Genomic DNA, 21,506 nt, shown 5'->3' on the forward strand with positions numbered 1-21,506 from the left:
AAGGTGTAGTTGTGGCTACCGCCACCGACCACCGCGAAGTGGGTCGCGGGCAAGGCGCCCGACTGGGCGCTGGCTGATCCGGCCGCGGCAAATGAGGTCGCGACGGCCGCCAGCAGCGCCGCCAAAGTGCTGCATTTCATAATTCCCCCTGTTTTCGAGAAGGGCCGCGCGCAGCGCGTGCCCGAGTGCGGCGGCGTGTCAGTCCGCGTTCGCCGGCGCCCGCGCCTCGGCGCGCTCGCGATGCCAATCCGAATGACGCTGGAACACCTCGGCAAGGTACAGCGCAAGCCGGTCTTCGCCGCCGGGGCAAAGAATCTGCAGGCCGGTGGGCAGGCCGGCGTCGTCGCGGCCGTTGGGTACCGATATCCCGCACATCTGCAGCAGGTTGCCGATGCGGGTGTAATGCACCGGCGCATTGCCATGATCGACCTCGGTAAGCGGCAGCGCGGTGGTGAGCGTGGTGGGCGTGAGCAAACCGGCCACGCCCCGCAGGCGCCCATGCATCTCCGCCTGCAGCCGGTCGCGCTCGCGCAGCGCAGCCAGATACCGCACCGCCGGCACGTCCAGCCCTACCAGCAGGCGCGGGCGCACCGACTCATCCACCGGCAACGAGAAATCAGTCATCTCGCGCTCGAACGAGGCCACGCCCTCGGTCATCATGATGTCCCCGGTCACGGCCTTGAACTCAGCCAACGTCGCGGGGGGCGTGATCTCCACGATCTGCGCGCCCAGGCTTTGATAAAGCGCGATCGATTCCTCATAGGCGCGTCGCACGGCCGTCGTAACGTCGGCGAGGAACGCCTCCGGCAGCCGGCCGAGCGTAGCGCCAGCGATGCCAAAGCGCGAAGCGTCGAGCGGCTCGCGCCATTCGCCGGGTGCGGCCGGCACTAGCGCGTCGAACACCAGGCGCGCGTCCGCGGCACTGTGGGCGAAAATGCCAACGCTGTCGAGGGTCTGGCTCAGCGTAACGACACCCTGCGTCGATATGCGGCCCACGGTCGGCTTGAGGCCCGTGATGCCGCAGTAACTGGCCGGCACACGCACCGAGCCACCGGTGTCGGTGCCGATCGCGGCCGGCGCCAGGCGGCCAGCCACCGCCACCGCCGAGCCGCTGCTCGATCCACCCGGGATGCGGTGCACATCATCGTCCCAGGGATTGCGCGGCGTGCCCATATGCTGATTGGGGCCCCATGCGCCCATGGCGAATTGCACCATGTGCGTTTTGCCCAAAATGATGGCGCCGGCCTGCTGCAGTTGCCTGACCAGCGTCGCGGTGCGCGTGGCGATGGTCTCGGCATGGATCGGCGAGCCGATGGTGGTTGGCCGGCCTGCGATGTCGATCAGGTCTTTCAGTGCGATCGGCACGCCGTGCAGCGGGCCGAGCCAGATGCCCCGATCCATCTGGAGATCGGCGGCGCGCGCCGCGTCCAGCGCCTCGTCCGGATAGACCGCCACGTAGGCGTGCAGCCAGGGGTCGAGCGCGCGGATGCGAGCCAGATAGTCGCCCACCAGCGCTTCGGCGCGCAGTTCGCGGCGGTGCAGCCGCTGGGCGAGTTCGGTGATGTCGAGGTCGATGCTCATTTTCACACTCCTTGGACAGCCGCGATGGCGCGTTCGATCAGCGCGCGCGAGCCCACGATATCGGGAAATTTCTCACCGGCGCGCAAGCGCGCCAGCGTGGTCTGCTCCTGAGCCTGGAAGTCGATCGCGCGCTGGGCTGCGGCGCGCACGGCGCCGCGCTCAAGCACCAGCACGCCGTTTTCGTCAGCCAGCACGGCGGCCCCAGCACACACCGTGACGCCGCCGCAATGGATCGTCCCGCAGAACTCGCCTTCATGGCCGAGCAACCTGGTGGTGATCACCGACGGTCCCCTGGACCAAACCGGCATGCCATGCTGGCGCAGCTCGCCCAGGTCGGTGACCACCCCATCCACGATGATGCCGGCCACGCCCGCCTGTCTGGCGGCGTACGCCATGGCGCCGCCGAAAGCGGCAGTAACAGTCTCACCGCAGCGGTCGATCACCAACACGTCCCCCGGCCGCACGCATGCCATGGCATGGTGCAGAATGCCGCCATCGCTGCCCGGCATGCGAACCGTCACCGCGGTCCCTGCGATGCGCACGTCACGCTGGTGCGCGCGAATATCGTTGCGCATGAAACCCGTGGTCTGGAAATGGCCGATGGTGGCCGGCTCAGCCTTCTGCAGCAGCGCCAGATCGTCGCTTGGCAGCGCATCGGGCAAGGAATGAATCAGATACATCGTGTGTCTTCACTACAATGAGATGGGCCGAAACCCGTTGGAAAAAAGGTATCACGCAGACTTTCCTGCCCAATAATCAAAGTTTCGGCGCTGTTTGAAAAAGACTCCTTATCATGCGGATAACCCTAAGCCAGCTCGAGGCCTTCTACTGGACTGCGAAGCTGGGCAGCATCCACGCGGCCGCGCGCCATTTGCACGTGACGCAGCCCGCCGTATCGGCACGCATCCGCGAGCTCGAGGGCGCGCTGGACGTGCAGCTCTTCGACCGCTCGCGCCAGCGCGTGAGCCTCACCGACGTGGGACAGTCGGCGTTGCGCCACGCCGAAAGCGCGCTGCACAGCACACGCCAGCTCGAACATTTCGGCAAGGATCGCAGCCTGGGCGGAAAGCTGCGGCTGGGCGCGGATGAGTGTTCGGCCAACGTCGGGCTGACCGCGGTGATCGCGCAACTCAAGGAGCACTACCCCTCGCTGGCATTGGAGATGACGGTGGACGTGGGCTCGGTGCTCAACAGCAAGCTCAATGCGGGCGAGCTCGACATGGCGCTGCTCACCAACCCGGCCACGGGCGACACCGTCACCGACGTATTCATCGGCTGGATGACGTTTCATTGGGTAGCCTCGCCCACTTTGCACATCACGGCCGATCCATTCCGCGCTGAGCATGCGCGCGGCCATCACATCGCCACGCACTCGCCGCCGTCCACCCTCTATACCGTGGTCGAAAACTGGCTGGCCTCGGGCGGCGTCGACATGTCGGGCCCCAGCACCACCAATTCGCTTGCGCTCATCTCGCGCCTGATCGCAGCCGGCCACGCCATCGGCATCCTGCCTGTACCGCTGCTGCAGGACATGCTGAACATGGGGGTGCTGCGCGCCCTGCCCGCCGATCCTCCGATCCCCCCAGCGCGCTTCTATATCTCGTACCTCACGGCTTCGCATGGCGCCCACATCGACTCGATCGTGGACATCACGCGCGACACGCTCACGCGCCTGAACTTCCTGGCGCCTATCGAAGCCACGCCCGCGCACGCCGACAAGGCATGAAAAAGGGGCCGCGTGAGCGTCCCCCGATCTTGCTTCCTGTCATCGCGCCCGGCACGGCTGACCCGAACCGCGGGGCGGCCGGCTCAATCGATACGCGCGCCCGACACCCGCACGACCTCGCCCCATTTCCGCACTTCGGCGTCCACCAGCGTCACGAACTGCTTGCCATCGGTGAGCGGCGGAATCACCAGGCCCACCGCGCCGAGCTTTTCCTGAATGGCGGGCGACTGCATCGCGGTGCGGGTAGCCTGGAACAATTGCTGGAACACCGGTGCCGGCAAGCCAGCCGGCGCGCTCAGGCCGAACCAGTACTCCGACGAGAAGCCCGGATAGCCGCTCTCGGCCACGGTGGGCGTATCAGGATAGGTGGGATTGCGCTGGGCGCTGCCAATGGCTAACGCGCGCAGCTTGCCAGCGCGGACATGCGGCAACGCCGTGTCCTGGTTCACGAACAGCACGTCGACGCGGCCCGCCAGCACATCATTGATCGCGGCCGAACCGCCGTTATAGGGCACATGCATGATATCGAGCTTGGCGCGCTGCTTGAGCATTTCCATGCCCAGGTGGCCGGTGGTGCCGTTGCCCGATGAGGCATAGGAGTACTTCCCGGGCTGCTTGCGCACCAGGTCGACGAACTGGGCCAGCGTCTGCGCCGGGAAATCGGGCGCGGTCACGAGCACATCCGCGCCGAAGGCGAGGATGGCGATCTGGTCTAGCTGGTCAAGCTTGTAGGGCAGCTTGCTGTAGAGGCCCTGATTGGTGGCGATCCCCACGCCCGACACCAGCAACGTGTGGCCGTCGGGCCGGGCCTGGGTCACGTAGGCTGTGCCGATATTGCTGTTGGCGCCGCCCTTGTTCTCGACCACGATCGTGGTCTTGAGCGCCTTGCCCAGCTCCGACGCCAACAGGCGGCCGATGAAGTCGGTACCGCCGCCGGCGGGGAACGGCACGACCAGGCTGATCGGCTTGTCGCCCGGAAAATCCGCGGCCCGCGCCGGCGCGGCGGCCGCGCCGAGGACCATGCCAGCGATCAGCGCCGGCGCCATCAACTTCAGAAACGTGCTGCGAACGGACGATGCCATCCCTGCCTTGCGGCATGCTTTACCCACGGCGTGCATGGTGTGATTCCCCTGTGTGTGATGAAGCGATCTTCGAACTGCAGGGAAAAATTAGCATGCGGGTTCGGGCCGCCAGTAATCACAAATGCCCGCTGAATTGAGAGATTTTTCTTATTACGGGTAATCCCGGCGTCGAGGGGTGGAAGGCCGGATGCCGCGCAACGCGGCGCCTAACGCTCTCGGATCAGCGTCGTCGAAAACTCGTAGCGGCCCGCCGGATGGTAGGAGCACGACACTTCGACGATGCTCCCGGCGTGGTCCTTGTAATGCCGCAGGATGAACAGGCCCGGGGATTCCGGCGGCGCTTCCAGTTCCCGGGCGACCGCCGGCGGCAAGGCGCAGGCGGAAATCGTCTGCTCGACCGACGCGATACGCCGGCCGTAATGTTCTTCGATCAAATCCGACACCAGGCGGTCGGGATGCTCACGCGCCAGTTTGCGCACGCCCTTGTAGTGGGCATCGACATACAGCTCGGTCCAGACCACGGACGGCTGTCCTTCCGCGCCGCGCGTGGACGAAAACTTCAACCAGCGCGTCCCGGGACCCACGCCCAGGCGCGCGGCCAGATCCACATCCACCACCACTTCCTGCACCTGCCGGATGCTGCGCGGCGTGCGGGCGGCAAGCTGCACCAGGTCTTCCAGGGACCGCAGCGACTGGCTGAACCCTGCCTTGGGGCGCGTGGCCATGACGACCGTGCCGCTGCCCCGGCGACGCGCGATCAGGCCCAAGTCCTGCAACTGACGCAAGGCGGCGCGCACGGTGTGACGGCTGGCGTCGAACTCCTCGGCCAGGGCGTTTTCGGCAGGCAGCGCGGCGCCCACGGGATACACCTCGGCGGCGATGCGGCGCGCCAGTTCTTCCGAGATGCGGGTATACAGCGTGATGGACATGGCAGGGTGCGGATTGGCGACTCCCGCATTCTATCTGCTGGCGCCCGCCGCGCAGCGCCTACGGGTAATCCCCGGCGTTGACGTCCCGGTTTGCGCCTGCTTAAATGTACGTACAACTTTTTAAGAGCGTACATTTATGCCAGTCTCCGTCCTCGAATCCGCCCTGTTCAAAGACATGTTCGGCACCGCCGCGATGCGCGCCGTCTTCGACGACGCCGCCACCGTGCGGCGCTATGTCGACACCGAAGTGGCGCTCGCCCGCGTGCAGGGCCGGTTGGGCATCATTCCGCCCGAAGCCGCCCGCGCCATCGAGGCCCGTGCCGATGCCGCCGCCATCGACATGGACGAACTGCGGGTCGAGACCGAGATCGTCGGCTACCCCATCCTGCCGCTCGTGCACCAGTTGTCCAGGATGTGCGGTCCCGAAGGGGAATACCTGCACTGGGGCGCCACCACGCAGGACATCATGGACACCGCCACGGTGCTGCAGGTGCGCGATGCGCTGGCGATCATCGACGACGACCTCGCCGCACTGGATGGCATCCTGGACGCCCTGGCCCTGCGCTATCGCGATGCGCCCATGGCCGGGCGCACCCATTTGCAGCATGCGCTGCCGATCACCTTCGGCTACAAGGCCGCCGTTTGGCTGCTGATGGTGCGCCGCCATCGCGAACGGCTGGCCCAATTGCGCCCGCGCGTGCTGATCGGGCAGTTCGGCGGGGCCGCCGGCACCCTGGCGTCCCTGGGAGACGAGGGGCTGGCCGTGCATGCCGCGCTGATGCAGGAGCTGGATCTGGGCGCCACCCCCATCACCTGGCACGTCGCCCGCGACGGACTGGCCGAGACCGTGCAGTTCCTGGCGCTGGTGGCCGGATCGCTGGGCAAGATCGCCGTGGACATCATGTTGATGATGACGAATGAACTGGGCGAAGCCTTCGAACCCTTCGTGAAGGGCCGCGGCGCCTCCAGCACCATGCCGCAGAAGCGCAATCCGATTTCCTGCGAGTTGATGTGGAGCGCGTCCAAGACCGTCCGCCAACACGCGGGGCTCGCGCTGGACGCCATGCTGCAGGACTTCGAGCGCGCCACGGGACCCTGGCACATCGAATGGTCGGCCGTGCCGGAAGCCTTCGTCCTGACTGCGGGCGCGCTGCACCAGGCCCGGTTCATGTTGGGCGGGCTGGAAGTGGACACGGCGCGCATGGCGCGCAACCTGGACCTGTCGGGCGGACTGATCGTGGCCGAAGCCGTGATGATGGGGCTGGCGCCGCACATCGGCCGCCAGACCGCGCACGACGTCGTGTACGACGCGTGCCGCAACGCGGCCACGTCGCGTCGCCGCCTGGCCGAGGTGCTGCAAGAGGATGGACGGGTGACGCAGCGCCTGGACGGCGCCGCCATCGAGCGCCTGTGCGATCCCGCCAATTACCTGGGGGCTGCCCCCGCCATGGTGGACCGCGTGCGGGCCCACCCCTATCCCGGGCAGGCCTGACCGGCGGCCCATCCCTTACCAGAAAACACCACAACAGGACGGAGACAATTCATGAAGAACTGGATGGCGGCACTGACCGTCGCGGGCGCGTTCGCCCTGCCGATGGGCGCGCAAGCACAAGACAACTACCCTGCGCGGGCGATCACCTGGATCGTCCCGTTCGCGGCCGGCGGCCCGACCGACGCCATGGCGCGCAACGTCGCGAACCGTGTCTCGCAGGAACTGAAGCAGACGATCCTGATCGAGAACGTGGGAGGCGCCGGCGGCACCATCGGCACGGCCAAGGCCGCCAAGTCCGCGCCCGACGGATACACGTTCCTGGTGGGCCACATCGGGTACATGGCGGCGGCGCCGTCCCTCTATGCCCGCCTGCCCTATGACCCGACCCGGGACTTCCAGGCCGTGTTCCGCTTTCCCGACACGCCGCTGGTGCTACTGGTGGGAGAATCGTCGCCCTACAAGACGGTCCCCGATCTCATCGCTTACGGCAAGCAGCACCCGGGCAAGCTGAACTTCAGCAACGCCGGCGTCGGGTCCACGTCACATCTGGTCGCTGCCATGTTCGCCAACCAGGCTGGCATCGACATCACGCCCGTCGCCTACAAGGGCGCCGGGCCGGCCCTGAACGACCTGATGGGCAATCAGGTGGACGCCATGTTCGACCAGACCAACACAGCGCTGCCGCAGACCAAGGGCGGCAAGGTCCGCGCGCTGGGGCTGACCTCCTCCGAGCGCATGGCGCAATTTCCCGACGTGCCGACGATGGCGGAAAAGGCGATCCCGAACTTCCAGGTGTCCACCTGGTATGGCCTCTACGCCCCCAAGGGCACGCCGGACAACGTGGTGCAAACGCTCTACCAGGCCTGGCAGAAGGCGCTGGCGGACGACGCCTTCACCGGCAAGATGGTCGAACAAGGCATCCAGCTTCTGCCGCCTGACCAGTACGCCCCGGCCGCTTTCCAGCAGTTCACCGCGGACGAAGGCCAGCGCTGGGCAAAGGTCATCAAGCAAGCCGGCATCACCCTGCAATAGGAACCGTCCACCATGCGCGACGTCTCCGCCGGCCACCTCGAAACCAGCATCGCGGATGCGCTGCAGGCCATCAGCCACACGCATCCCGCTGATTTCGTGCAAGCGCTGAAAGCGGCCCACGAGGCCGAAACGCATGCGCCCGCCCGGCAGGCCCTGCTGCAACTGCTGATCAACAGCAAGCTCAGCGCGCAGGCAAGGCGGCCCGTCTGCCAGGATACGGGCGTCGTGCACGTGTATGTGCGCATGGGCATGGACGTGCGCATCCGGCGCGACGGCGCCGGGCCCACGCCCAGCCTGCAAACCCTGGCGAACCGCGCAGTCGCGCGCGCCTACGGATTCCCGTCCAATCCGTTGCGCGCCTCGATGGTGCTGGACCCCCTGGGTTCCCGCCGCAATACGCGCGACAACACGCCTGCCATCGTGCAGGTGGAGCTGGTGGAGGGCGACGGCCTGGACCTGACCGTCGTCGCCAAGGGCGGCGGCGGCGACGTAAAAGCGCGCTACGCGATGTTGAACCCCAGCGACTCCGTCGCCGACTGGGTCGTGTCGCAGTTGCCCGGCATGGGCGCGGGCTGGTGCCCCCCGGGCGTGCTGGGACTGGGCGTGGGTGGCACGCCCGAACAGGCCATGGCCCTGGCCAAGCGCGCCCTGTTCACCCCCATCGACATGCCTGCCCTGCTCCAGCGCGGCGCGGATACGCCCGAGGAACGCTTGCGCGCCGACGTCTACCAGCGCGTCAATGCGCTAGGCATCGGCGCGCAAGGACTGGGCGGCGATACGACCGTGCTGGACGTGAAGGTGGCCACGGCGCCCTCGCACGCGGCGCTTCTGCCGGTGGCGCTCGTGCCCAACTGCGCCGCCACGCGGTTCGTCTCTTTCAGCATGCCGGCGGACGGCCCTGCGCATTTTCCGCCTGCCGATCCCGGCCTCTGGGACGGCATTCCCGACACCCTGCCCGCGCAAGCCGGCCGGCCCGTCGACCTGGATACGCTGACGTCCGCGGAAGTCGCCACCTGGACGGCCGGCGACACCTTGCTGCTCTCGGGCAAGCTCCTGACCGGCCGCGATGCGGCGCACAAACGCATGGCGGACCTGCTGGATAGCGGCCAGCCCCTGCCGGTGCCGCTACGCGGCCGGACGCTGTACTACGTGGGACCCGTCGATCCCGTGGCGGGCGAGGCCGTCGGTCCGGCCGGCCCCACCACCGCGACCCGCATGGACAAATTCCTGCCGCAATTGCTGGCGCAGACCGGCCTGCTCGTCACCATCGGCAAGGCCGAACGCGGCAAGCTCGCCATGGAGGCCATCAAACGGCACGGCGCGGCCTACTTGACCGCCGTGGGCGGCGCCGCCTATCTGGTGTCGCGCACGATCCAATCGTCGCGCGTCGTGGCATTTGCCGACCTGGGCATGGAAGCCATCTACGAATTCGAGGTGCGCGACATGCCGGTCACGGTAGCGGTGGATGCGGCGGGCCGGACGACCCACGCGTTTTTCAGGATCAAGGCGGCGTAGTCGACGGGTTCAGCCTGCCGAGCTGGCACCCACAGCCTCAAAGAAAGAAAAGCATCGCCGCCGCAATGGCCGTGGGCCCCAACGCAGCCATCAGCAACCCCAGCATACTCACCGCGCCATTGGCGAACCCTCCTCGAAGCAGCGCCACGCCCGCGGGGTTGGGCGCATTGGCGATGACGGTCAGCCCCCCGCCGGCGACCGCGCCGGCCACCAGCATGTACTGCGCCTGGCTGGAGATTCCGTCGATGAGCGAGCCCAGGTAGGTCAGCGCGGCGTTGTCGGTGATCGCCGTCAGCGCCAGGGCGCCGATGAACAGCACGTCGGGCTCGAGGCCGCTGACGATGGGTTGCAGCCACCACTGCTGCATGCCGCCCAGCACCACCAGGCCGGCCAGGAAAAAGCCCACCAGCAACGCTTCTTTGATGATGAGCGGGCTCTGGTGCGCTTTATAGGCCTGGGTATAGCCGATGAAAAACAGGAAAAGGCCCAGGAAGATGATCGGATGATGCGCGCTGAGTACGACGGCGGCCAGGAAAAACAGGTGCACGGCGATAACGACCGGCGACATGGGCGGGGCGGATGCCTTCAGCGAGAGCACATCGCCCGAACGCAGGTAGGGGCGCAACACCAGGGTCACGAGCGTGGCATTGATCAGGACGGCGAGCGCCGCCTTCCAGCCAAAATGGCTGAACATGAAGGCGCTGTCCCATCCCCAGGTCGAGGCCACCATCAAGACGGGCGGGGCCGCGTACGACGTCAGCGTTCCGCCGACCGAGATATTGACGAACAGGACACCCAGCGCCAGGTACTTCAGCCGTTCCGGCATCTCGCGGTGAAACACCTGCGGGGCCAGCATCATCGCGGCAATCGTCATCGCGGCCGGCTCGGTGACCAGCGATCCGGCCAGGGGCACCAGGGCCAGGCACAGCCAGGCCTTGGCCGTCTGGTCGCGTACCGGAAGCAGGCGCGCCAGGCGCTCGACCAGGCGCATCACGACCGTCAGCACGGGCAGCGACGCCGCGATGACCATCACCACGAACACGAAGGCGGGTTCGGTGTAATTGCGCGACTCGGCGTAGGCCATGGCCGTCTCGCCGGATGCCGCCAACGCCATCAGGATCAGCAGTATTGCCGCCCAGAATCCGAACACGACTTCGACTTCGCCCAACAGATGCAGCAGTCCGCCATGGCGCTTGCTACGGTGCGCCAGGCGCAGAAACACCGGCGCCGAAAAGGTGTGCAGCAAGGCAATGGCAAAAACAATGGCGGCGATGATTTCAAGCCCGGACTCTGTCACGTGTCTATTCCTGCTTCAGTTTCTGATGAGAGGGAAGGATCCGCGCAAGTCAGATCCGAGAGGAAGATACCCGCGCGACGTCGACCCACAGGCGTGTCATGACGACCCGCCGGACCAGGTCGAAGAGATGCGCGGGAGCGCTGGCGGGCACCAGAACGCGCCGAATGAGTGTCTGCAAGTCTACCCGCACGCAAGGTTCCGGCGCCGCGCGCCCGCGTTGCCGCGATAGCGCGCGCAGACGCACCCGGCTTTCAGACGGCATGTCGATGCTGAGTTCGGCGTTGTCGGGGGCCAATACGGCCTGATGCAGGGCATCGAGCGTGGTGCAGACATAGACGGACCCGGGTTGCGCCGATTCCTCCCGGATGTCACGCAGCCATTCCTGAGAACCGACCAGCGTCGTCGTCGAGCCGTGCTCGGGCAGGTCGAAACGCAGGTGGCTGAATTCAAGCAGCTCGATGAATTCCACAAAAGGCAGCGCGCGAACGACGGTCTGCGCGCCGTACGGCCCATCGCCTTCTCGATGCGGCGTCAATGATTCCATGAGGCCCTCCCGTCAATGAGAAAAGGGGGAACCAGACTGCGGTCCCCCCGTTCAATACCGGACCCGAGCGCGATCAGGCCCCGGCCTGCGCCTGGGTCCGCTCAAGTTCGCGAACCTTTTTGCGGTTGCACACGGTCGAGAACACCAGCCAGACGGCAAGCGCGAGGATGGCGTAGACGAATCCGGCGCTGATCGGACGATCGATGAACACGCTCATGCTGCCGCGCGACAGCAGGAGCGCCCGGCGGAAGTTCTCTTCGACCATCGGTCCCAGGACGAAACCCAGCAGCAGGGGCGCCGGCGAAAACCGCAGCTTCAGGAACAGATACCCCACCAGGCCCAGCACCAGCACCATGCCCACGTCGAACAGGTTGTTGTTCGTGCTGTAGACGCCCACGCACACGAAGAACAGCGCGGACGGGAACAGATACTTGTAGGGCACCTTCAGCAATCTTGCCCACATCCCGATCAGCGGCAGGTTCATGACGACCAGCATGACGTTGCCGATCCAGAAGCTGGCGATCAGCCCCCAGAACAGATCCGCGTGTTCGGTCACCATCTGCGGACCCGGCTGAATGCCGTGGATGATCAGCGCGCCCAGCATCAGGGCCATCACCGAGTCGCCGGGAATGCCCAGACTCATCGTGGGGATGAAGCTGGTCTGCGCCGCCGAGTTGTTGGCCGCTTCGGGACCCGCCACGCCTTCGATGGCGCCGTTGCCAAAGCGCTTGGGCGTTTTCGAGACGCGCTTTTCGACCGCGTAGGACATGAACGACGCAATGGTCGCGCCCGTTCCGGGCAGGATGCCCAGGACCGCGCCGATGGCGCTGCCCCGCGCGACCGGCATGGCCGACTTCCTGATGTCGCCCGGTTCCGGCCGCACCGACATCTTGGGACCGGCGCCCACGGTCGTGGCCTTGCCGATGCGATTGACGTTGGCAAAGAAGTCCGCCAGGCCGAACAGGCCCATGGCCAGCGCCACCAGCGGTATGCCATCGCTCAGTTCGATGATGCCGAAGCCGTAGCGGATGGTGCCCGTGTTGACATCCGTGCCCACCACGCCCAGCAGCAGGCCAAGAAAGACCATGGCGATGCCCTTGATGGCGGAGCCCTTGGCAAGCGTGGCGCCGGCGAACAGGCCCAGCATCATCATCGAGAAATACTCGGCCGGCCCGAACTGAAACGCCACTTCAACCAGCAAGGGCGAAAACAGGATCATGATGACGATGCCCACGCTGGCGCCGACGAACGAGGCCATGACCAGCATGAACAGCGCCGATCCGGACTTGCCTTGCCGGGCCAGCGGATTGCCGTCCAGGCACGTCACCGCGTGCGACGGCGTGCCGGGCAGGTTGAGCAGGATGCAGGTGATGCCGCCGCCGTATTGCGCGCCGTAGTAAATGCCGGCCAGCATCATCAGTGCGGCCACCGGCGTCATCGCGTAGGTCAGCGGCAGCAGGATCGAAATGGCCGCCAGCACCCCCATGCCCGGCAGCACGCCGATCATGTTGCCCATGAAGACGCCGAACAGCGACCACAGCAGGTTTTCCCACTGCAACGCCACGGAAAAGCCGTGCAGTACGTTGTCGAACAAATCCATTTTCTACCCCCAGCGCAGCATCGGAAACTGCAATTGCAGCGCCCAGGAAAACACCACCGCGCCGAACACGGTCATCGCAAGCGCGAGGATGGCGGCGGACTTGACGGAGTTGGACGTGTCGCCCAGCGCCGAAACAAACACCAGCGCGAACGTGGCGGGCAGAAATCCCAGATAGCTTCCCAGGACGATGAAGAGCGCGATGCCGGCCGCGATGCAGGCCATGCCGCGCACGCGCTCGTGGCGCGTGGGCTGAGGCATGTGCTCTTCGATCAGTTCTTCCTGCACTTCATCCGGATCCGGGCTGAGCGGAATCAGGATGCCCAGCGCGACGAGAAAGCAGCCGACCATCAGCGGAAAGTAGCCCGGGCCCATCCGGGCGAGCTCTCCGATGTTGTACGACGTTGCTTGAAGAATGGTGAGCGCGCCGCATAGGGCGACGAATGCACCGCCCCACAGATCACGCTTCCTGGAAAATATGGTGCTGCCCACGGCCTGCCCCCCTGTTCGTTATCGACATGCTCCGGCCGCGCTCGATGCCGCGAGCCGAAGGAGGGGCACTTTAAGGATGACGCCTTGCAATCTGCTTTCACAGCCCACGGCGCGTCCTTCGGGAAAACCAGCAGCCCGGCGAAGGGCTGTTCACACGGCTGAACAGGCCCGCGCAACGCTTAACACCCGATGTTCACTTTTGTGAACAACACGGGCGCGATTTCCCCCTGAAAAGGCAGTTGGCACGGTTATTTCCCGCGCGCGTGGCGCTTTCCATTTCTTGCAAATCCCGCGCCCGGCGGGCCAAGGCATAATCGCGTCTTTGTGGTTTTGAACGCGCCGCCATGCTACGTCTGCCCCTCACCGTGCGTATTCCCCTTGCGGTGTCGCTGCTGTTCCTGGTGATTTCCGCCGCGCTCATTTCCTTGGCGCTGCATGGCGTGTCCCGGCAGTTCGACAGGCAGGTCCGCGATCTGGGACAGGTGTACCTGGATGGATTGTCGGCCGCGATCCTGCCATCGGTGCGCGCCCGGGACGAGGCGCAGATGATCGACGTGCTCAACCGGGCGCTGGACACGCATCTGGGCGTGATCGACCGCACGCTTGCCGTCGTCACCCCGGACCACCGCATGGTCGCGCACGTGGCACGCTATCCCGAGGTGGAACCGATTCCGCTGGCCTTGTTGACGGCTCCCTCCGGCACGCTCGTCAGCCTGCAATCCGCGGGCGTGTGGACCTGGCGCCCGCTGGATGACGAACGGCCCGCGCTGGGCATGCTGGTGGCCAATCTCGATGTCAGCGACTTTCTGCGGCAGCGCGAGGCGCTGGCCTGGGAGCTGGGCCTGGTGGGATTGGCGATCAGCCTGATCGGGGCCGGACTGTGTTTTGGCATGGCGCGGCGCCTTCAGCGCCCGATCATTTCGCTGACCGACGCGCTGCGCGCAGGACCGGACGATCGCATGCGCCCGATGCGGCTGACAACGTCAGACCCGGAAATCGCGGAATTGCTGTCGGCCTACAACGGGATGGCTGAAAGCGTGCTGCAGCGCGAGGCGCTCACCGAACGCAATGCGCGCATCGAGCGCGAGGCCCTGTTGGGGCGGATGTCGGCGGCGCTTGCCCACGAAGTCCGCAATCCGCTGGGCGGCCTGCGAACCGCCGTGCAGACGCTGAGGCAGTTCGGCGAGCGCGGCGACGTGCGCGCCGAATCGCTGGACTTCATCGAACGCGGCGTTGAAGCCTTGCAGACCGTGGTGGACGCCAGCCTGCGCACCTTTCGCCCGGGCGCCGCCTTGTTGCGCGAAGCAGATATCGCGGATATCCGCCTGATGGCGGGAGCCCAGGCCGATCGCGGCGGCGTGCGCGTCGAACTGCATTGCGAAGGCCTGGGCGACCGGCACCTGGCGCTTCCGGCCGGCGCCGTCCGGCAGATGCTGCTCAATCTGGTGCTCAACGCGATCCAGGCCTCGCCGCCGGGCGCGCTGGTGCGGGTCGTTGCGCGTGCGCGCGCCGATGCGTTGATACTGCATGTGGCCGATGCGGGCAGCGGCTTGCCGGCGGCCGCGGAACGGGCATTGACCGGCGGGCAGACCGATGGCGACGGGATGGGATTGGGTATCGTGGCGGATCTGATCAAAGCCACGCAGGGACGCCTGCGCGTCACGCGCATGGCAATCGGCACGTGCATTACCGTGCGCCTGCCCTTCGGTGTACAGGAAGAAGCGCGTTGAACGACAACCAGGTATTGCTGATCGAAGACGACGAACTGCTGGGCGGCGCGTTGCTGCAGCGCTTGCGGCTTGAAGGCATTTCCACGCAGTGGGTGCAAAGCTGCGGGCAGGCCGTCGAACTGTTTCGCCGGACGCGCCTGCGGCCGGCATTCCTGCTGGCCGATATCCGGCTTCCGGATGGCTCGGGCGAAGATCTGTATCGACGCCTGATCCCGCACCTGGCCAGCACGACCGTGGTGTTCGCGACGGCCTACGGCGACATCGCCCAGGCCGTCCGCCTGGTCTCGGCGGGCGCGAACGACTACTTGACCAAGCCTTACGACACCGACGCGCTGGTGGCGCGCATCCGGTCCGTCATCGCCGCGCAGCCCGCCGCGCAGCACGACGCGGTGCTTGAAAACCCCTACGCGCTCAACGACGAGACCCATGCGCTGGCGCAGGAGCTTGAACGGCTTGCCGCCAGCACCTTGCCGGTGCTGCTCGAAGGCGAGACCGGCTCGGGAAAAGACCGCGCCGCCCGCTATCTGCACGCGCGCTCGCCCTACCGTGACGGCCCGTTCGTCGCGGTCAATTGCGCGACGCTGGCGACGGACCTTGTGGAGAGCCTGCTGTTCGGCCATCTGAAAGGGGCATTCAGCGGCGCCAGCGCGGCGCGCGAGGGCCTGTTTTCGCAGGCGGCCGGCGGCACGCTGTATCTGGACGAAGTGGCGGAACTGACGCCCCGGGCGCAGGCCGCGCTATTGGGCGTGCTGGAAAACGGCCAGTACCGCCCGCTGGGCGACAGCACCGCGCGCCAGACGCATTGCCGGGTATTGGCCAGCACGTGCACGGATTTGCAGGCCGCGATGGCGCAAGGCAGTTTTCGGGCGGATCTGTTCTATCGGCTGGCCGTGGCCAGACTCGCGACGCCGCCGCTGCGGCATCGCCCCGGCGCATTGCCCGTCCTGGCGCGGGCCATCCTGGCCGAGCAATCCGCCACGCAGGCGTCGCTGTCGTCCGACGCCCTCCAGGCCCTGCAGAAGTACGCCTGGCCCGGCAACGTGCGGGAGTTGAAGAATCGTATTGCGCGCGCCGTCGTCATGGCGGATGGCGCCCTGCTGCAAAGCAGCGACCTCTTCCCCGAGCAGAAGCTCGTCGACAAACCAGACTTGGCGGCCACCCGGCTTGACGCCGAACAGCGCGCCATCCAGCAAGCCATTTCCGAATCCGGCGGCCATATGGGCCAGGCGGCCCGGCTGCTTGGCATTTCGCGCACAACGTTGTGGAAGAAGCTGAAAACAGGGCGCAACGAGTCCGGCGCGGATTGACCGGCCGCAGGCTCTTCGGGCCTGCTGCCGGCCGCCGCCGTGGAATCGCGCCAGGCGACGCCGCCGGGCGCCGCACCGCCGACGCCGCTGCCAACTGCGCTACCTATTCCGCCGCCGATTCCGCCGCCGCCCTCCCCGCGCTTTCCGCCTGGGCGCACAGCCAATCCGCGACCGCCGTGACAGGCCCGGAGGGCGTCCGCTCCCCGGACATGGCCAGACGATACGTGTGCCCGTCGATCTCGGGCCCGAACGGCCGCACCAGGTGGCCCGCTTTCAGTTCCTCATCGACCAGCGCCAGACTGACCAACGCAATCCCGTGCCCCGCCACGGCCGCCTGGATCGCATGCCCTTCGTCGGAAAAGCGTAGCTGGCCGCCCAGCGGCGGCGGTTGCCGTCCGGCGACGGCGAACCAACGCTCCCAGGTGGGATTCTCCGGCTGAGCCCGCTTCCAGTCGAAGCGTATCAACGGCACGCGGCCCAGATCATCGGGCGAGGCCACCCCCAGGCGCGGATTGGCCACGGGCGCAAAGCGGTCGGTGAACAGCGTCCGGGTCACCAGTCCGGGATACGGCCCCCGCCCGTAGCGGATGGCGATATCGACCGAGGCCGAACGCAGATCGGCGAGGTCGTCGCTGGCCTGCAGCTGCAAGTCGATGTCAGGATGCCGCCGCCGGAAGTCCGCCATGCGCGGCACCAGCCACTTCACGGTGAACGCATTGGTCGCGGAAATGCTGACCTGCGCGCGCGTGCGCCGCTGCGTCAGCCGCGCCAACGTGGCCTCGAAGGTATCGAAGCCGTCGCGCAGCACCGGGTACAGCTGCGCCCCTGCCTCGGTGAGCGTCACCTTGCGTACCTGGCGATCGAACAGGACCAGGCCCGTGCCGGCCTCCAGGGCGCGGATCTGGTGGCTGACCGCGGTGGGCGTGACGGCCAGCTCCTCGGCCGCGGCCTTGAAGCTGCCCAGGCGGGCAGCCGCCTCGAACGCGCGCAGCGCGGAAAGCGGGAGGGATCGTCGTTGCATGGCGGGCGGCTCTTATAGATGAGTTTTTCTCGCCTTATAGCTGACAAACGAACCTTTGTCACGCGTCCCTGGCCCTCATACATTGGCGACATCGGCCGACGTTCTACCCACACACCCCCCACCCCACCCCCGGCCGGACATAGATGAAGGAATTCGCACCATGCTCAAACAGATCATCACCCAGCCCGACCACTACGCCCCCTTTCTGCTGTCGCAGGGCATCCAGTTCGGCAACCTGCTTTTCATCTCCGGCCAGGCAGGCGCCGGCGACGACGGCAAGATCGTCGACGGCGGCTTTGCGGCCCAGGGCGAGCAGGCCTTCCTGAACCTGCAGCGCGCCCTGCAAGCGGGCGGCTCCAGCCTGAAGGACGTCATCAAGGTCACCATCTTCGTGACCGACATGGGGCATTTCGACGACGTGGTCGCGCTGCGGCGGCGCTTCTTTGCGGCGCCCTACCCGGCCGACACCATCGCGGAAATCAAGGCGCTGTACGATCCCGCCGCGATGATCGAGATCGAAGCGATTGCCGCCATCCCGCAGGAGGGCCGCTGACATGGGCACGCCCGCCAATCGTCCGGAAAGCGCCGCGCCCGGGCCGCACGCCGGCCTGTTCGCGCCGCTGCAGGTGGGCGGACTGCGCCTGCCCAACCGCCTTGCCGTCGCGCCCATGACGCGGGTCAGCGCCACCGCGCACGGCCACGCCACCGCGCAGATGGCCGACTACTATGCGGCCTTCGCCGCGGGCGGATTCGGCCTGGTGATCACCGAAGGCATCTACACGGACCAGGCCCATGCGCAGGGCTACCTTTACCAGCCCGGCCTGGCCGACGACGCCCAGCGCGAGGCATGGCGGCCCGTGGTCGAGCGCGTGCAGGCGCAAGGCGGGCGCATCGTCGCGCAGCTCATGCATGCGGGCGCGTTGTCGCAGGGCAATCCCTACCGCAGCACCAACAAGGCCCCGTCGGCCGTGATGCCGGCCGGACAGCAGATGACGTTCTACCGAGGCGCGGGCCCCTATCCGATGCCCGAGCCGATGACCCGCGACGACATCGCCCAGGCGGTCGAAGGATTCGCGCAAGCTGCGCGCCGGGCGCAGGCGGCCGGATTCGACGGCGTCGAGATCCACGGCGCCAACGGGTATCTGCTGGACCAGTTCCTCACCGCGCACACCAATCTGCGCGATGACGACTATGGAGGCAGCCTCGACAACCGGCTGCGCCTGACCGTGGAGGTGATCCAGGCGGTCCGCCAATCGACCACCGGCCGCTTCGCCGTCGGCGTGCGCGTCTCGCAAGGCAAGGTCAACGACTTCACGCACAAGTGGCAAGGCGGCGCGAACGAGGCCGCACGAATCTTCGGCACGCTCGGCCGTCAGCCGATCGATTACCTGCATACGACGGAATTCGAGGCCTGGCGACCCGCCTTCGGTGACGACGGTCCCAGTCTCGCGGCGCTGGCGCGCGGGCACGTCGCGGTGCCGGTGTTGGCCAACGGTTCGCTGCATGATCCGGCGCAGGCCGCGGGCATGCTGGCCAGGCAGGAGGCGGACTTCGTATCGCTGGGCCGCGGCGCGCTCACGCATGCGGACTGGCCGGACAGGCTGCGCGCCGGCGCGCGGCATGAGGCTTTCGACCGCGGGCTGCTTGCGCCGATCGCCGACCTGGCCAATGCCGCCCGCCGGCGGGCGGCGCATCAGGCGGCTTGCCGCGAGGCCTGAAGCAGCCACGCCCCGATGGCGGTGATCGCGGCATCGCCGTGCGGCATGCCCATCACTTGCAGTCCCAGCGGCAAGCCGTCGACGGCCATCAAGGGGACGTTGATCGCGGGCGCTCCCAGAAGCGACGACGCGCAGGCGAAGGAGACGTCGCCGGTGGGGTATTTGCTGTCGCGGATATCCGCCGCCACCGGCGCCGCGCCGCACGCGTTCAGGCTCACCAGCGCGTCGCATTGTGTGGCCAGGGCCGCCAGGCGCTGGCGGGCGTGTTCGCGCAGCAACAGGCATTCGCGGTAATCCGCCAGGGTCATGCCGCGACCGCTCTCAAGCTGCCGCACCAGGCTGGGCCCGAGCGTGTCGGGATGGTTGTCGACAAGGTTGGCCAGCGACCAGCGTTGCTCCCAGGAGATGAGCCTGAGTGACAGGGGCGCGGCCTGCGCGATGGCGCGTTCCAGCGCCTCGACCAGCGGGGAGTCGGCGCGCCGGATGATCGACACGCCCTGGCGGGACAGGTCGTCGAGGCAGGCCTCGAACGCTTGGCGGGCGTTCGGCTCGGCGCGTTCCCAGCCCTCGGTTTCCAGCGCGACCAGGCGGGCGGGCTTGCGGGCGGCGGGCGGATGCAGCGGTCCATACAGCCCCGGATGGCCAGGATCGCCCCCGGCGCGCAGGGCGATTTCCGCGGCCGCCGTCCACATGTCCTCGACGCTATTGGCATGGATGCCGATATGGGCCTGGCTCAGTCCCAGCCGCTCGCCGCGGTTGAGGGCGCCGAACGTCGGCTTCAAGGCCCAATTGGCGTTGAAGCTGGCCGGTCGCAGGACGGAGCCCACGAGTTGCGAGCCGATGGCCATGGGCACCATGTTGGCGCCCACGACGGCGGCCGAGCCGCTGGACGAGCCGCCCGGCGTGCGCAGGGGATCGAACGCATTGGTCGTCGGACCGGGATCCAGAAACCCCAGCGCCGTGGTGACGGTCTTGCCCAGGACGATCGCGCCGGCGTCGCGCAGGGCGCGCACCACGGCGCTGTCGTTCTTGGGGAAGTTGCCGTCGAAGGCGGCGCAGCCCATCTGCGTGGGCATGTCGCGCGTTTCGATCAGGTCCTTGATGCCGACCGGCATGCCGTCGATGGCCGACAGCGGGCGCCCGTCGCGATAGCGCTGGGCGCTGGCGTCGGCGGCGGCGCGCGCGCCGGCTTCATTCAGGACGACCCAGCCCTTGAGCTCGCCCTCCCGCCTGCCGATCACGTCCAGGCAGCGTTCCAGGTAGTCCCGCGGCGTGTCGCGGCGTTCGGCAAAGCGGGCGCGCGTGTCATGGAAAGTCAGGGCGGCGTGGGTGCGTGGGTCGTAGGTCAAGGCGTGGCTCCGGTGGGCTTGTTCAGTCATTCATTGCTTTTGATGCCGAGGGTCCGAATCAAGCCGCTCCATCGGGCATATTCGGCGCGGAAGAACGTGTCGAAGTCCGAGGGCGAGCCGGTCTGCACCTGCAGATTGATCCCCTTCAAGCGTTCGCGGATCGCCGGCTCGGCCAGGACGTCGTTCAGGTCACGGTTGATTTTCTGCGCAAGATCGTCGGGCAGTCCGGCCGGCGCGAAGAGCCCATACCAGGCCTCCAGCCGCAGTTCAGGCAGGCCCGCCTCGGCGGCGGCGGGCACGGCGGGCAAGGCTTCCAGGCGCTGCGGCGAAGCCACGGCGTAGGCCTTGAGCTTGCCGCCCTTCACATGGTTGATGACATTGCCCGAGGCGAACTGCACCAGCAGGTCGACCTCGCCGCCGATGGCCGCCATCGAGGCCTCCAGCGCGCCCCGGTAAGGCACGTGCATCACATCCACGCCGGCCTCGCGCTTGAAAATCTCGGTGAACAGCTGCAGCGATGACCCCGAGCCATTCGAGGCGTAGGTGTATTGGCCGGGATTGGCGCGAAAACGCGCGATCAGCGCGGGCAGGCCGGGATCGTCGATGCCCGGTCGTGTCAGCACCAGGACGGGCAGGCTGCCGATCTTGCCGACACGCGCCAGGCCATTTTCGACATCCAGCCTGACATTGGGATTCAGGGCGGGCAGCGTGGCCAGCTCATTGAAGGTCAACATCAAGGTGTAGCCGTCGGGCTTGGCCCGGGCCACGTAGTCGGAACCGATGAGCGTGCCCGCACCCGGCTTGTTTTCCACCACGACGGCCTGCCCCCAGCGCTCCGCGAGCCGGGGCCCGATCAGGCGGGCAAGGATGTCGGCGGTTCCGCCGGGCGTGGTCGGCACCACGATGCTGACGGGGCGCTGCGGATAGTCGGCCGCAAAAGCGGGTCCGGCCAGCGCCGCGGCGCCGCAGAAGGCGGCAATTCCAATCCGTCGAGCCAACGTTCTGAACATGGATTTCCCCTTATGGCTGTTCTTGGCCGCGAAGTCGAGCGGCCGTGCCATCTTGGGCGCTTGCGCGGCCGGGTTCAAACGACT

Annotated in this window: 19 protein-coding genes; 8 read left to right on the top strand and 11 right to left on the bottom strand. The window is 67.2% G+C overall.

The window, feature by feature from the left end:
* Positions 1–198 precede the first annotated feature (198 nt).
* Together ACZ50Q_RS16700 and ACZ50Q_RS16705 are read right to left on the bottom strand one after the other, a co-directional pair.
* The gene (locus ACZ50Q_RS16700) at positions 199–1,581 is read right to left on the bottom strand and encodes an amidase (RefSeq protein ID WP_464079020.1); all 1,383 of its coding nucleotides are present in this window, start codon (positions 1,579–1,581) and stop codon (positions 199–201) included.
* A gap of 2 nt (positions 1,582–1,583) precedes the next feature.
* Positions 1,584–2,261: an RraA family protein gene (locus tag ACZ50Q_RS16705; protein ID WP_092575262.1), complete on the bottom strand. Its 678-nt coding sequence runs from the start codon at positions 2,259–2,261 to the stop codon at positions 1,584–1,586.
* 113 nt (positions 2,262–2,374) lie between these two features.
* On the opposite strand from ACZ50Q_RS16705, the gene ACZ50Q_RS16710 reads away from it, so the two are divergent.
* Positions 2,375–3,307, top strand: coding sequence for a LysR family transcriptional regulator (locus ACZ50Q_RS16710; RefSeq protein WP_076521206.1), 933 nt, complete (start codon positions 2,375–2,377; stop codon positions 3,305–3,307).
* A gap of 83 nt (positions 3,308–3,390) precedes the next feature.
* On the opposite strand, the gene ACZ50Q_RS16715 is transcribed toward ACZ50Q_RS16710, so the two are convergent.
* The gene (locus tag ACZ50Q_RS16715; protein ID WP_175493055.1) at positions 3,391–4,389 is read right to left on the bottom strand and encodes a Bug family tripartite tricarboxylate transporter substrate binding protein; all 999 of its coding nucleotides are present in this window, start codon (positions 4,387–4,389) and stop codon (positions 3,391–3,393) included.
* Positions 4,390–4,595: 206 nt separating this feature from the next.
* Positions 4,596–5,318: a GntR family transcriptional regulator gene (locus tag ACZ50Q_RS16720; protein WP_076521208.1), complete on the bottom strand. Its 723-nt coding sequence runs from the start codon at positions 5,316–5,318 to the stop codon at positions 4,596–4,598.
* 136 nt (positions 5,319–5,454) lie between these two features.
* Between ACZ50Q_RS16720 and ACZ50Q_RS16725 the strand changes: the two genes are divergently transcribed.
* Genes ACZ50Q_RS16725 through ACZ50Q_RS16735 form a run of 3 tightly spaced genes read left to right on the top strand, consistent with a single transcriptional unit; the run spans position 5,455 to position 9,357 of the window.
* Positions 5,455–6,810: a class-II fumarase/aspartase family protein gene (locus ACZ50Q_RS16725; protein WP_464079021.1), complete on the top strand. Its 1,356-nt coding sequence runs from the start codon at positions 5,455–5,457 to the stop codon at positions 6,808–6,810.
* A gap of 51 nt (positions 6,811–6,861) precedes the next feature.
* Complete coding sequence (locus tag ACZ50Q_RS16730; RefSeq protein WP_464079022.1) at positions 6,862–7,842, top strand: Bug family tripartite tricarboxylate transporter substrate binding protein; 981 nt, start codon at positions 6,862–6,864, stop codon at positions 7,840–7,842.
* A 12-nt stretch (positions 7,843–7,854) separates the two neighbouring features.
* Positions 7,855–9,357 (top strand): fumarate hydratase, encoded by a 1,503-nt coding sequence (locus ACZ50Q_RS16735; RefSeq protein WP_464079023.1) that lies wholly within the window; start codon positions 7,855–7,857, stop codon positions 9,355–9,357.
* A gap of 37 nt (positions 9,358–9,394) precedes the next feature.
* Here ACZ50Q_RS16735 and ACZ50Q_RS16740 read toward each other — a convergent pair whose 3' ends face one another.
* From ACZ50Q_RS16740 to ACZ50Q_RS16755, 4 genes are all read right to left on the bottom strand, one after another.
* Positions 9,395–10,654, bottom strand: coding sequence for a putative Na+/H+ antiporter (locus ACZ50Q_RS16740; protein ID WP_464079024.1), 1,260 nt, complete (start codon positions 10,652–10,654; stop codon positions 9,395–9,397).
* Positions 10,655–10,703: 49 nt separating this feature from the next.
* The gene (locus tag ACZ50Q_RS16745) at positions 10,704–11,198 is read right to left on the bottom strand and encodes a hypothetical protein (protein WP_092575254.1); all 495 of its coding nucleotides are present in this window, start codon (positions 11,196–11,198) and stop codon (positions 10,704–10,706) included.
* A 73-nt stretch (positions 11,199–11,271) separates the two neighbouring features.
* Positions 11,272–12,798, bottom strand: coding sequence for a tripartite tricarboxylate transporter permease (locus ACZ50Q_RS16750; protein ID WP_464079025.1), 1,527 nt, complete (start codon positions 12,796–12,798; stop codon positions 11,272–11,274).
* Positions 12,799–12,801: 3 nt separating this feature from the next.
* On the bottom strand, positions 12,802–13,287 hold the full coding sequence (locus tag ACZ50Q_RS16755) for a tripartite tricarboxylate transporter TctB family protein (RefSeq protein WP_254791891.1): 486 nt from the start codon (positions 13,285–13,287) through the stop codon (positions 12,802–12,804).
* Positions 13,288–13,631: 344 nt separating this feature from the next.
* Here ACZ50Q_RS16755 and ACZ50Q_RS16760 point away from each other — a divergent pair, with 344 nt between their 5' ends.
* On the top strand, positions 13,632–15,017 hold the full coding sequence (locus tag ACZ50Q_RS16760) for an ATP-binding protein (protein ID WP_464079026.1): 1,386 nt from the start codon (positions 13,632–13,634) through the stop codon (positions 15,015–15,017).
* Positions 15,014–16,324, top strand: coding sequence for a sigma-54-dependent transcriptional regulator (locus tag ACZ50Q_RS16765; RefSeq protein WP_464079027.1), 1,311 nt, complete (start codon positions 15,014–15,016; stop codon positions 16,322–16,324). Before ACZ50Q_RS16760 ends, ACZ50Q_RS16765 begins: the two co-directional genes overlap by 4 nt.
* A 103-nt stretch (positions 16,325–16,427) precedes the next feature.
* Here ACZ50Q_RS16765 and ACZ50Q_RS16770 read toward each other — a convergent pair whose 3' ends face one another.
* Positions 16,428–17,345: a LysR substrate-binding domain-containing protein gene (locus tag ACZ50Q_RS16770; protein ID WP_464079028.1), complete on the bottom strand. Its 918-nt coding sequence runs from the start codon at positions 17,343–17,345 to the stop codon at positions 16,428–16,430.
* A gap of 160 nt (positions 17,346–17,505) precedes the next feature.
* Between ACZ50Q_RS16770 and ACZ50Q_RS16775 the strand changes: the two genes are divergently transcribed.
* Together ACZ50Q_RS16775 and ACZ50Q_RS16780 are read left to right on the top strand one after the other, a co-directional pair.
* The gene (locus ACZ50Q_RS16775; protein WP_464079029.1) at positions 17,506–17,898 is read left to right on the top strand and encodes a RidA family protein; all 393 of its coding nucleotides are present in this window, start codon (positions 17,506–17,508) and stop codon (positions 17,896–17,898) included.
* 1 nt (position 17,899) lies between these two features.
* Positions 17,900–19,063, top strand: coding sequence for an NADH:flavin oxidoreductase (locus ACZ50Q_RS16780; protein ID WP_464079030.1), 1,164 nt, complete (start codon positions 17,900–17,902; stop codon positions 19,061–19,063).
* On the opposite strand, the gene ACZ50Q_RS16785 is transcribed toward ACZ50Q_RS16780, so the two are convergent.
* Both ACZ50Q_RS16785 and ACZ50Q_RS16790 read right to left on the bottom strand, forming a co-directional pair.
* Positions 19,039–20,412 (bottom strand): amidase, encoded by a 1,374-nt coding sequence (locus ACZ50Q_RS16785; protein WP_464079031.1) that lies wholly within the window; start codon positions 20,410–20,412, stop codon positions 19,039–19,041. The genes ACZ50Q_RS16780 and ACZ50Q_RS16785 overlap by 25 nt on opposite strands.
* A 26-nt stretch (positions 20,413–20,438) precedes the next feature.
* The gene (locus ACZ50Q_RS16790) at positions 20,439–21,422 is read right to left on the bottom strand and encodes a tripartite tricarboxylate transporter substrate binding protein (protein WP_464079032.1); all 984 of its coding nucleotides are present in this window, start codon (positions 21,420–21,422) and stop codon (positions 20,439–20,441) included.
* Between the last annotated feature and the right edge of the window lie 84 nt (positions 21,423–21,506).

The sequence above is a fragment of the Achromobacter sp. T5-5 genome (assembly GCF_055397965.1).